At 56.5% G+C, this 13,138-nt stretch carries 5 protein-coding genes and 1 pseudogene; 3 read left to right on the forward strand and 3 right to left on the reverse strand.

Translation table 11 applies throughout. The features are described 5' to 3' along the window. The 3 genes and pseudogenes from B2R17_RS27330 to B2R17_RS27340 all read right to left on the reverse strand — a co-directional run. Nucleotides 1-667 (reverse strand): annotated as a pseudogene (locus B2R17_RS27330) (hemolysin D); the annotation flags it as partial. A gap of 16 nt (nucleotides 668-683) precedes the next feature. After that, nucleotides 684-1,403: a CerR family C-terminal domain-containing protein gene (locus B2R17_RS27335; RefSeq protein WP_286766483.1), complete on the reverse strand. Its 720-nt coding sequence runs from the start codon at nucleotides 1,401-1,403 to the stop codon at nucleotides 684-686. 575 nt (nucleotides 1,404-1,978) lie between these two features. Continuing rightward, nucleotides 1,979-4,588: a S8 family peptidase gene (locus B2R17_RS27340; RefSeq protein ID WP_286766484.1), complete on the reverse strand. Its 2,610-nt coding sequence runs from the start codon at nucleotides 4,586-4,588 to the stop codon at nucleotides 1,979-1,981. 504 nt (nucleotides 4,589-5,092) lie between these two features. Between B2R17_RS27340 and B2R17_RS27345 the strand changes: the two genes are divergently transcribed. The 3 genes from B2R17_RS27345 to B2R17_RS27355 all read left to right on the forward strand — a co-directional run bounded on the left by B2R17_RS27345 (nucleotide 5,093) and on the right by B2R17_RS27355 (nucleotide 12,904). Continuing rightward, nucleotides 5,093-9,661, forward strand: coding sequence for an Ig-like domain-containing protein (locus B2R17_RS27345; RefSeq protein WP_286766485.1), 4,569 nt, complete (start codon nucleotides 5,093-5,095; stop codon nucleotides 9,659-9,661). A gap of 312 nt (nucleotides 9,662-9,973) precedes the next feature. Beyond that, on the forward strand, nucleotides 9,974-11,737 hold the full coding sequence (locus tag B2R17_RS27350) for a hypothetical protein (protein ID WP_286766486.1): 1,764 nt from the start codon (nucleotides 9,974-9,976) through the stop codon (nucleotides 11,735-11,737). Between the two features lie 252 nt (nucleotides 11,738-11,989). Beyond that, nucleotides 11,990-12,904 carry a lactate/malate dehydrogenase family protein gene (locus tag B2R17_RS27355; RefSeq protein ID WP_286766487.1) on the forward strand — a complete coding sequence of 305 codons (915 nt, stop codon included), beginning with the start codon at nucleotides 11,990-11,992 and terminating at the stop codon, nucleotides 12,902-12,904. Nucleotides 12,905-13,138: the final 234 nt, after the last annotated feature.

Raw genomic sequence — 13,138 nt, forward strand, 5'->3', positions numbered from 1 at the left:
ACGAATCGAGACGTTTGACTTCTCGGCTTTGAAGTTCGATGTCAGCGTCGGCGATCTCCAGTAAGCGACTGGCATTGATCAACTCTTGGTCGATTTCGTTGATCGACTCGTATTCGGATTGCTGGGTTTGTTCTAGCCGACGAACTGTGAGTTCATAGTCGGTCGGATCGATTCGCATCAGCACGGTGCCGGCGGTGACGTACTGGCCGGCTTCGCATTGAGGCGACTTTTCGATGATCCGTCCGGCAACTTCGGTCGCCAAGACGACTTCGCGAAAGGGAACGACCGTGCCGTCGGTGTTCAGATGCAACGTCTTTCCACTGTCCGCGAGTGACTGAGTCGGTACGACATCGACGGCAGGCAAGGCTTGCAGTCGACCGGCCAGCGATGTGTCGGCAGCTGGGCGAGTGGATGGTTGGACGGCACCAAGGAAGAAGACCAACCCAATCGCCGCACTGAGTAACAGCAGGGGAATGCCGATGTTGAACAGCAGCCATGAGAACACGTTGGACGAGTCGATCAACTGAACCGTGTTTGTTTCCGGCGCGGGCGAATCGACTTCGATGCCATGTTCATAAGGCGATCGCGTTGGTTCGGCCGACGATGGCGCTGTCGTCGTCGACACCGGGGACGCTTTGGCCTCCGCGGATTGTTCGTCTTCGGTCATCGTGGGTGTCGGCTCGTTATTGTTGACAAGAGACATCTTGAGGCTCGTTGAGCGGCGATGGTTTGAGAAGCTTGTGTTGATCGATCACGTTTTGGTCGCCACACGCTGCCAAGGTGGACGCGGTGATCTGACGACACAACGAATCCAATCCGTAATGTGTTTCAATCACTTCCGGTGAAATCAAATGAGCCATCACGGGACGGCCGATTCGATAGTGAAGGCATTGTCCAACGACGCCGAGTGCCAACTGAGGCACGAGGGCATCGGTTTGCCAGCTTGATTTCGGGTCCAGCGGTGGAAGTAGCGATTGGATCGTTTTGCACAACGCGTCATAAAGCGGTCGGAAGTAGCCGCGGATCATGCCTTCGATTGCGGGCGTTGGGTGTTGCATCTCACGCATCATCAGCATGGCTTCCCAACCGGTTTCGTCGGCAGCAAGCATTCGTGAAAGCAAGGTTCGAACGAGCAGTTCGAGATCCTGTTGCGGCGTCCCTTTTCCTACGACCGGGGTCGGATAAGCACGCTCGCGTTTTTCGCGAATGGCGGTGATGACGGCTTGGTACAAACCCATTTTGTCGCCGAAGTAGTAGCTGACGGCGGCAACATTGACGTCAGCGATGTTGGCGATCTCTCGGACGGTGGCGCGATCGAAACCTCGCTCGGCAAAGACCGGCCCCGCCGCGGCCAACAATCGTTGGGTCGGATCAGTCGTCGAGGATTCGGGTGAATCTGCCATGAACGGATCAAGTCGTGTTGTCGGACGAGTTTTCTCTGGCAATCATGGTTCAAACAAGCGTTTTAAACAAGTGTTTGAATTGAGATAAATATTGGCTGATATTGGCAGGCAGGAGCGTCTCACTTTGCAACGAGACATTCGCGATCTCAAGTCTGAATGCGTATCGAATTGAATCGAGGCACCCAAATGCCGTAGAGCACGACTTTAGGGCGTGTGGCCAGCCGCAGCGTGATGTGCGGCGGCCAATCGAGCAGATTAGGCTCCGCAGCCAATTGGTCAAATTGTCGCTGAATCTTTGTTCGCTGGAGCTTTGGGTACTGAAGCCTTGGTTGCTGGGGCTGCCGTCTCTGGGGCTCTCGTCACGGGAGGTGAGCGAATTGCAGCCGTCCGGGTTCGCGGTGGATTGTGAGATGACCAAGAGGTTCGCTTCGAAGCGAATTTTGTCGAATAACTGACCGTACGATGGACTTCCAAGTCCGTCGATCCACCAACATCTGCGTGCTTAAAGAATGGTCCTGAAAGGAATTGGCTCAATTTTTGAAAGTTGGCGTGAACGGCTGATGCAAACGATCCGCTCAGAGAGCTTCGAACATGCGACGAAGTGCGTCGCGGTGAGCTTCTTCGTCGAACGGATTGGCCAGTGGTTGAGGGGCCGCGTTGGCAGTGGACGCTATTTGGTCGGATGACGGAGCTTCGCCGGAGGGCTGGGGAGCGTCAGTTGATTCGGCGGCGATGGATTGGCCGGACGTTTCGAATCGCTCGAACGTTTCGCTGTGTTCGAAGCCGCGGGCGATTCGTGAAGTTCCATCGGATCCGTTCCACTGGGTCAGCGAGTCGGTGGTGTGCCAAGTGCCGCCAGGTTGTGTGACATAGATACGGACCGTGTCTTCGCCGCCAGCGGATGCTTTGGCGGTGACATCGTCGAATCCGATTGCCGTGGCTCGGTAGCCGCTGCTACTGATCGTTGCTTGAGTGTGCGAGATCGACATCACGTCGTCGGCGGCGGAGTCACCGAGGTCGGCGGAGTCATGACCACCGGCTTCGGCGTAGGCATAGACTCGCTCGAATCCAAACACGGCTTGTGTCTGCGTGTCGCTGCGAAGCGAACTGAATTGGGGGCGGATGACCAAGCGATCATCACCGGCCGAATCGTTCAGGTGCGCGGAGTCTTCGCCGCCGGAGGTTGCATGGGCGAATAGTTTGGGAACGTTGTCAACTCGGAACTCAAAGCCGACACCGGACATGCGAGCCGTTTGGCTGGATGCGTTGAGCACGTCGTCGCCGGTGCTGTCGTACATCGTTGCGTGGTCGAGTCCGCCTCCGCCGACGAAGGAGATGTTTTCGAAACCACGAATTTCTATGACGCCGCCGAGAAATGTCAGGCGACTGACTCCGTCTTCGCTGCTGGGTGGACGAAGAAGCAAACTCTCGGCTTCGGCCGATCCCATGATGCGAAGCACGTCACCGCCCGCTCCACCGTCGATGACGATCGGTTCGGTCGTGTCGAGTGTGTAATTGCCGCTTGAATCGGAGAGCAGTGTTTCGCCATTGATTCCGCCGCCAACGGAAGACGTGAGCCCTCGCAGGTCCAAGACGACTTCGTCGGAACCGGAGGTGCCCTGGTAGTCGCTGACCAGCGAACTGGCCGGTGGAGTGGGATCGGGAGTTGGGGTGGGCGATGGTTCCGGAGTCGGCTCGGGCGTCGGCGTGGGACTAGGAGTCGGGTTGGGTGCCGGCGTTGGCTCGGGAGTTGGCTCGGGAGTTGGCTCGGGAGTTGGCTCGGGAGTTGGTGTGGGATTCGGTTCGGACACGCTGAATGCGAGAGCGGCTTCCAGGTTCAACGTTTTGTACTGAATGCCAGTGACCGGATCGGTGTGCTGATCGGCGGTGTCGTTGAGTCGAGCCAGGATGGAGTCGACGGTTGGTGACATTCCCGCATCCGTCATGGCTTGGCGAACCAGCGCGGAAGCACCAGCGATTTGTGGGCTGGCCATGCTCGTGCCGCTGAGCAATGCGTAGTCGTTGGCGAAGCCATCTGCGCCATAAACATGTTCGGGAACGCTGCTGCGAACCGCTTGTCCACCGGTGGTCAGGATCCCGTCTTCACGCTGTGAGAAATCACTGAGCATGTTGTTCGGATCCACTGATCCGACGCCGACCACGTACTGGCTGGATGCCGGGTACATCAACGCGTCGGCGTTCTGGTGGTCCATCGTCGCGTAGGAATTGCCCGCTGCGGCGAAAACCATGATGTTGTTTTCGTACAGCGTTTGCAGTTCGTCTTCGAGCATTGCCATCGCGTCGAATCGATTGGCATCGGTGAGCTCGGTTCCCAGCGACATGTTCACTGTCGTGATTGGGTTTTCGAACGTGTCGTGGTTTTCGATCACCCACTGCAGCGCGGATTCGATCCACTGAAGGTTGCCATTTCCCGCATCGTCGAAGACTCGCAGTCCGACCAAATCGGCGCCGGGAGCGAGACCCTGGAAGGCTTCGCCTGAATCCAAGTAGCCATCGCCCCCGAGAATCCCGGCCACGTGTGATCCGTGATATCCGGCCGGAGCGTCGTCGTATGGATTGTCGTCGTTTTCGGCGAAGTCATAGCCGCCAACGACTCGGTATCCTGGCCCGTAGCCTCCGCCCAAGGCGATGTGGTCGTAAGCGATGCCGCTGTCGATGACCGCGATGGTTTGACCGCTTCCGTCCAAGGCATCTGAATCAGTGTCTTCGGCGAGTACTCCGCCGTTTTCTCTCAACGATTGAGCTTGATCGAACAGTGACCCTGACGATTGGCCGTCGACGAGGCTGTCGAAATTCAGGCCGGAGGCATCGTTGGCGGCGGGATTGGCGTCTGATTGGGTGGGTAGGTCGCTTTTGGAGGTGCCAGGCAGCAGTGGGCCGACGGGAAACGCGTCCGCGGCGGTTGCTTCGGTGATCGGGGTGATTGCGGGGGCGACAGGGATGGAAGCGGGTGCTGCCGATTCGGCGAGCGGGATCGGCTGGACATCGGCGGAGCAAGCTGGCAGTGGCTGGGTCGGATCCGCCCATTCGGCGAGCCAAGCTCCCATCAGAGATGCAGAGAGGGCCAATCGTTCTTCGCAGGGCTGGATTGCCGGTGATGGCAGTTCCAGGGCGTCAGAATCCGTCGCGTTTGGATTCGATGGCGAATGAGATGGATTGGACATCGGGTGAGTCGGTTCGATTTGGCTGGCACGGAAATGTTTTTCAAAGGTAGGTCACAGAACGTTGCCGGCACCCGAGAGCCGGGGGGCGAATAGTGAGGCGTTCGCTTTTGCCGTGCTGCAAATGAATTTTTGAGTTGTGTGGATTGGGCAAAGAGGGTGAACCGAACCGGCTGTCGTCATTTTTTGGGTTTTTGATGAGCCCAATTGGAACTTTCTGCCCTCACAATCCGTCCAACCGCGACCAACCCATCGTTTTTGTTCGCTCGGACCAAGCAAAGATTGATAAAGGCGGTGGTCTAGGTAAGATGTCCCTGCTTTTCAAATTTTCGCACCCGCCCAAAGTTTTTGGATTACGCTGGCGGTCCCGGCCGTGGAAGCGGTTTGCGGGAGCCCGTTCTAACTTTGCGCGGACGCTGAGATGCCCGTCGATATCGGGGCATTTTGACGAACGCGAAGACCCATCACATCGACCCAGCCCAACCATTCGAATTGCCGAGAAAACAGATGAAAAATCTGCGTCAACTGCTTCGCAGCGTGAGCCCGTCGTCATCACGAAAGCGAAGCGAAGACCGGTCGCGCTCTAACCGTTCGAACAAGCGTCGTCTGCTAAGCGAATCGCTTGAAACTCGACAATTGCTGGCCGGTGACGTTCCCTCGGTGGTTGATGCCGCTCCTGAAGGCGAAAGCACTTACGCCGTCGCCCACAACTACTGGCGTGCCTACGACGTTGACAACAACAAATATGTGACGGCACTGGACGCGTTGATGGTGATCAATCACCTCAACAGTCACGGCGAAGGCGAGCCGCTGTCAGACTCGGATGAATTCACTGGTTTCGTCGATGTGACCGGTGACAATCGAGTGACGGCCTTGGACGCTCTGAGCGTTATCAATGCTCTGAATCGCGGTGAAGGCGAAGCGGACATGCCGCTGGTTGAGTTTGTGCTGGCAGCTCGCAACCTGGATGACACGCTGGTCGACAACACGACCGGTGCAACGGATGTCTTGCCTGACGACGATGTCGAACTGACCTACAACGTGGACGTCAACGAAGTCTTCAAATTGGAAGTCGGCGTCAAGGATTTGCGTGGATTCAGTGCAACGGGTGTGTTCCGTGCAGTGACCGACATCATCATCGACCAAACGGACGTGCTTGAACCTGCCGTTGGCGAAGTTCAAAGCATTGTTTTTGACAACACGGTGCTCAACTCTCCGCTTGAAGGCAACATCACGTTCTCGTTTGCGGACAACCCGTCCGTTACCGTGACGCGGTCTTTGAACGACTTCATTGGCGGCAGCCTGGCGAACGGTTCGAACAACCTTGAAGAGATCATTGCTCAGCTAAGTCCTCTGGTCGGATCAGCTGATGATGTCGACGTGTTGTCGAGCATCAACTCAAGTGCAGGCGGTCCAAGCGGTGGGGGCTCCTACACAATGGAGATCAACTACAGCGGTCCTGACTTGATCAACGTGGATATGCCTCAATTGCAGGCTGTCTTGGAGGTCAACGGAACCGCCCAACCAGTTGATCTGTCGCAGATCAACGTTCAGAACCCGGACGGTTCTTTCAACAGCACCCCGATCCTTCGTGCGTTGGAATTGAACACGCGGAATGCGGGAAATGCAGGCGTCTACGGGCAGACGCGTTCGTTCGGCTCGTTTGAGCTCGGCGAGGACTTGGGCAGCGGTTTGGTCGATCTCTTTGACGAAATTGGTGTGCTCGGCCCTGGTGACCAAAGTTTGGCTCAGGAGTTGGGCGCCGAGTTCAACCCGAATCTGGCTTATGATGTCTTCAGCATTCCAGTCCGTGCCGTTGTTCCCGCGACTGGCGTCAGTGTGAGCTTGGATGCTCCCGATGAAGGCGACAAAGTTCTGATCTACGGTACCGAGGTCGGCAAAGAGAGTGTGCCTGACAACATGATTCAGTTGGACGCTTCATCGCGATTCATTCTGAATGTTTCCGGTGTCAGCACCGGGCTGACCGCAGCGAACAGCACGCTGAGTTTGACCGAAGATGATCCAGCCACGACGATTGATTTGGCGACGTTGAACAGCGGCAACCCTGCCGGAACGACCTACGCGATCTCGTCTACGACCGAAAACTTGGGCGACTTCGCTCTCAACGGCAGTGTCGTTACCTACACGCCGGATGCCGATGCATTTGGTACCAGTGACCAACTGGTTTACACCGCGACGGACGGAACGGACACCGTTACCGGCACGATTGCTGTCACGATCGCAGGTGTGAACGATGCACCAACGCTGGGCGATGACACCGCAACAGTCGAGCAAGGTGAAACGGCCCAAATCGACGTCTTGGCCAACGATAGTGCTGGCCCAGGCGAGAACAATGCCGACTTGGTGTTGCAAAGTCCCGCGACCGCGGTGACCACTGCAAATGGCGGTTCGGCCATCATCGCCAACGGGCAAATCAGCTACACCGCACCCGCCGGATTCTCTGGTTCGGATTCGTTCACTTACACCGTTGCTGACGGTGCGTTGACGGCGACCGCAAATGTGGTCGTCACGGTCACAAACAGCCAAACTGGCATCAACGCGGCGAACAAGACGGTCACCATCGATGAAGACAATGGTGGTGGAGTCACGAGCGAAGTTTTGGTCGCTGACCTCAGTGCCGACAACCTGATCACGATCAACACCGGTGGCACCACCATCACGCTTGACGGTGCAGTGATCACATCGGGGAATGGCAGCGTCCGGACCGACGGTGATCAAATCTTCTTCACCCCAGCCCAAGACGATTTTGGCACCACGACGATCACCTATACCGCCAGCAACGATGGTACCGAAGGCGGCAGTGACACGGGTGTGATCACGGTCAACATCACGGCTGACAACACCGACCTGACCGCCACAGCGGATGACTTCAGTGTCAACGAAGGTGCAACGGTCACGTTGGACGTGCTGGCGAATGATTTCGATGGTCCAGGCGAAACCGGTGTGCTGACGATTACTTCGGTCGGCACTCCCAGCTTCGGAACTGCGACGATCACCCAGAACGGCACGCGAATCAGTTACACCTCGACCGGTTCGGCATCCGACGGTGACGACTCCTTCACCTACACCATCAGTGATGGGCAGGGTGGTACGTCGACAGCTGTTGTGAACATTGACATTCTAGATGTCTTGGATGCTCCGATCGCTGGCAACGGATCGGAAACCATCGACGAAGACTCCGGAACATTCACGTTCAACCTGAATGATTTGGTCACGCTCGAAGGAACCGACGCGGTCACCTTCAGCAAGGTCAGCGGCACAGACGCGATCGGAACATCGTCGGTCGCAGCAAACGGTACATTGACCTTCAACCCTGTCTTGAACGCCAATGGCACCGCGACAATCGTTTATCGTGCGACCAGCACGCAAGGGTCGCAGTTGTCCGATGAGGGCACTCTCACGATCAGCGTGACACCCGTCAACGATGGACCAACGGCCACCGATCGCACCGTCACCGTGTTGGAAGACAGCAGCATCGACATTGACCTGAATGGCAATGTTGCTGATGTCGACAGCACTGGTTTGGTCATCACCGTGGCGTCGAACCCAAGCAACGGTACGGCGACCGCGATTGGCAACGGCCAGATTCGCTACACACCAGCTGCCGATTACAACGGCCAGGACTCGTTCACCTACCAAGTCACCGATGGCAACTTGACCGCGACCGCAACGGTCACCGTCAACGTGACCGACGTGGTTTCGCCGCCGGTTGCTAACAACGGATCGTTGTCGGCTACCGAAGACGCTGGAGCTGTGACATTGGATCTGTCGACCCTGATCAACCTGGATTCGGGTGACTCGGCGACGGTCACAATCACCACAGCACCTACCAACGGCAGTGCGACTGTCAGCGGCACCTCGGGTGATCTGACCAACTCAACGTTGTCTTACACACCAAGTGCTGATTACTTCGGAAGCGATTCCCTGGTCTACACGGTCACCAACTCGCAAGGTGCGAGCGACACGGGAACGATCAGCATTTCAGTGGCCGGCGTGAACGATGCTCCAGTTGCGAGCAATGACACCGCGACCACGGTTCGCAATCGAGCAGTCACGATCGACGTGCTCTCGAACGATTCGCTTGGACCAGCCAACGAGAATCAAACCGCGACGGTTACCGTGCCGACTCAACCGGCCAACGGAACCGTCACGGTCAACGCGAACAACGAACTTGTCTTCACGCCGGCGACTGACTTTGTTGGCACCGCGACAATCACTTATCAGCTCAGCGATGGCGATCTGACCGACACCGCCACGGTGGACGTCACCGTCAACGATTTCAGCCCATCGGTGATCTCCGGTCAGCTGTTCGTCGACGGGATCATGAACATCCGCGACGTGATCGACAACGGTGCCGACCCGATCCGCAACGGTGTTCGCGATGCGGGTGAAACCGCTCTTGGTGGCGTCGAAGTCCGTTTGGTTTCCGCCGCTTCGGAAAATGAACTGGGTGTCGATATCGACCAAGTTGTGTTGACGAATTTGGACGGTGAATACACCTTCGAAGACGTTGCCCCGGGCAGTTACCAGGTGATGTACAACTTGCCTAACAACGCGGTCGCTGCAGGTGAAGCTGCCGACGGAATCATTCCAATCGAAATCGGATCTGACGGTGGAGCGTCGCCCGTCGGATCGTTCGCCTTCGCAACTTTGGGTGATGCCGGACAAGGCAACAGTTCCATCTTGTCGACCAACACCAATGGCGGCAACGGTTTGCCAAGCGGAGTTGATCCGGGCGAAGGTGGATTCATCAACCTGGTCGACGGTGCACAAACGATGTTCTTAGCCGGCAGCGGGTTCGAAGGAGTCGCGTACGCTGAATTGGCAATGAACCGCAACAACGATGCGGCCTTGCTGACGATCATCGAAGAAGATGGCGACGTCCGCACCGCTCAGGTCGATGGCGATCACCTGCGAGTGAACCGAAGTGGCACGTCTGTTCAATTGCTCGGCGGCGTGGATGATTTTGACTTCGACGCCAGCCTCGAAGATCTGATTGAAAGCGAGTACCCCGCTTTCCGCGACGCGATTGACATGATCCTCGGCGATAGCTGAGTTTCATTTGGAACGATCGAATAACGAAAGCCCCGTCGGTTCATCCCGGCGGGGTTTTTTCGTGTTGTACACCTCAATGATCACCTTTGGCTTGCGCACAATCGTCACAACCGGCAGGGACGACGCGATCGGCCAGCTTTCCCGACTTGATTCGAATTACCCGAAAGGAAACAACTTCGATCCCCCCGGGTGCGAGTTATATAAGTTGCGACGTGGAGTTCGACTCGAGCTCCGGCAAAACCAACAGTCCAGGTTGAGGGGCACAACTTTGCAATGGCCCTCGCTCTTTTCGAACCCTTTGAGGTAACCCCAGTGAAGAAGTTGTTTTACTCTTTCGCGATTGCTTTGACCGCAATGGCTTACGGCACGACCGCCAACGCACAATGTTGTGGCGCACCTGTTCCTGCACCCGCTTGTGGCGGATGTGGAGCAGTTGTTTCTGCATCGCCAGCCGAAGGTGCTCCTGCTGCTGATGCATCGGCAGCTCCCGCAGCTGTTGCTGAAGGTTGTGGCCCCGCCATGACGACGCAAACGATCATGGTGCCTCAACAGGTCACCGAGATGCAAACGGTCACCGTGACCGAAATGAAACAAGAAACGCGTCAGCGTAACTACACCGTTGTGAAGTCGGTGCCCCGCACTGAGACTCGCACTCGCACCGTCACCAAGCAGGTTCCTCGTCAGGTCGTGAAGACCGAGGAATACACCGTGATGGTTCCGTCGACCAAGACGGAAGAGTACAGCGTGCAAGTTCCCGTGACGACAGAAGTCGAACAGACTTACACCGTCATGGTTCCAAAGAAGAACACCGTCGAAGAAACCTACACGGTTCAAGTTCCCGTTACGACGGAAGTCGACGTGCCTTACTCGGTTCAGGTTCCTTACACCGAAACCGCGACTCGCACCTACACCGTCAACGTTCCTTACACCGAAATGGTTTCGAAGAACTACACGGTTTGTGTGCCAGTGACCGAGCACGTCGAGCGTAGCTACACCGTTCGTGTTCCTTACACCGAACAAGTTGCACAAACTTACACGGTTCGCGTTCCTTACACCGAAACCGTTGAGCAAACCTACACGGTTCAAGTTCCTTACACAGAAACGTTGACCGCTTCGCGTACCGTTTGCAAACGCGTCCCAGTGACGAAGACCCGTACTGTCTGCAAAGACCTCGGTAGCTATCAGTGCGTGACAGAAGAAGTTCCTGCCAGCAATGGTTGTGGATCGAGCTGTGGCGGATGCGGATCGTGCGGCGGTTGCTCCGACGCATGTGGTTGCGGCAACAGCTGTGGCGGATGCACTCAAACGATCACCAAACGCGTTTGGGTTCCAAACTTGGTCAGCGAAGAAGTTCCTTACACCGAGTATGTGAGCGAGCGTTCGGAAGTTCCTTACACTTACACCGTTACTAAGTGCCGCACTGAAACTCGCACTCGTCCCGTGACGGTGTGCAAGTACCGCAACGAAACGAAGACCCGTATGGTCAACGTTACCAAGTGCCGTTTGGAAACTCGCACCCGTACGGTTCCAGTGACTCGTATGACACGTGAAGTTCGCACCCGTCAGGTTGCTGTTCGTCGTTGCCGTCAAGAACAACGCACGCAAGAGTACCAAGTCACCAAGTGCCGCACTGAGCAACGCGTTCGTAAAGAACAACGTACCAGCTACACCAGCGAAACTCGCACTCGTTCGAAAGAAGTGTGCACGATGGTTGCCGAAACTCGTACTCGCATGGTTCCTCAAACGACCATGACAACCGAAGCTCGCACTCGTGAAGTCACCGTCATGGTTCCTGAAACCAAGACTCGTGAGTACACCGTCACCGAGTGTGACACCGTCACCGAAGAAGTTCCTTACACGGTCACCGTGATGGATCAAGTCGAAGAAGAAAAGACCGAAGACTACACCGTTTGCGTGCCTGTCCAAGTCCAAAAAGAAGTCGAAGTCACCAAGACGATCATGGTTCCTCAAACGGTTGAAGTTCCCGTTTCGGGCGGATGTGGATCGGCTGCTGGCAACGGCGGATGCAGCGGTTGCGGTTCGGCCGCACCAGTCGCATCTGGCTGTGGCTGCTGAATAGCGGGCTTCGACAACTCGTCGAATTAGAACGATCTCTCACGTTCGCGTGAGTTCGAATGAGGCCAGCAATCTTCGGGTTGCTGGCCTTTTTTCGTTTCTTGCTTCCTGTTTCCCCGTCAGTGCCGTGATTGACGCCTTTCGCGACGTTCCCGCGATGCGGGGCATTGCTGAATGAGTCTCGCTTCGTTCGGATACGCCAAGCCGAGGCGTTAGAATGAAACGAACCCGACACATCGACGGAGGGATAGCATGAAGATCACATTGGTCGGAACAGGACGGGTCGGATCGGCAATTGCCTTTGCATTGACAATCAATCCGTTGGCCAGTGAGTTGTTGTTGCTGAATCGTTCGCGAGAAAAGGCCGAAGGCGATGCGTTGGATTTGACGCATGCCGCGGCTCTCGTCGACAGCAACATGAAGATTCACGCGGGTGAGATCGCGGATTCAAAAGAGTCCGACGTGATCATCTTCACCGCGTCGGTTCCGTTTCGGTATCCAAACCAAACGCGATTGGAAATGGGGATCGACAACATGCCCATCCTTCGCAAGTGGATGCCGGCCTTGGCGGAGGCGAGCCCCAACGCGATTGTGCTGATGGTCAGCAACCCCGTCGACGCGCTTGCGTATGAAACGATCCGCCTGACCGGCTTTGACCCCAAACGCGTCATCGGCACCGGCACTTTGGTTGACAGCATTCGCTACAGAGCTTTGTTATCGACTGAACTGAAAATTCACGCTCAAGACATTCGAGCGTACATCTTGGGCGAACACGGCGACACACAATTCGCGGCTTCGTCGATCGCCATGACCGGCGGTGAACGGTTCTACCCAAGCGACACGTCGCGGCGAATGTTTGAAGAAACCAAGGCGATGGGGTACGAGGTGTTTCGCCTCAAAGGGCACACCTCGTATGGCATCGCGATGGCAACCATCACCATTCTGGACAGCATTGCGTATGACCTGCGCCACACGATGCCGGTCAGCGTGTTGGTCGACGGATACTTGGGCGTGGAAGACGTTTGTCTTTCTTTACCGGCCGTGATTGGCCGCGAAGGAGTCACTCGCATTTTGCACCCGACTCTGTCCGAAGACGAAGAAGCCGCGTTTCGTAAATCGGCTGAAATCGTCAAGCAGACGCTGGCGGAGATGGAAGCCGGGCAGTGAGTGTTTTGGCGATGGCTATTGAGGCTAACGCTGGGCTGTCCAATCTTCGGTATTGACACCGGAATTGGCATGAGTTTTTGAAGCGGTTTTCTGTCTTCGGTCACCTCTCCCTCGGCGAAGGTCGTGCAGTTTGTTGATGCAAGTATTTATGCTGCTTTCTCGCACTGCACCTCTCCCGAAACGAAGTTTGGGGAGAGGTCGAGCGACGCCGTTCAGGCGTACGCGAGGGTGAGG

The sequence above is a fragment of the Rhodopirellula sp. UBA1907 genome (genome assembly GCF_002337565.1).
Taxonomy (GTDB): domain Bacteria; phylum Planctomycetota; class Planctomycetia; order Pirellulales; family Pirellulaceae; genus Rhodopirellula; species Rhodopirellula europaea.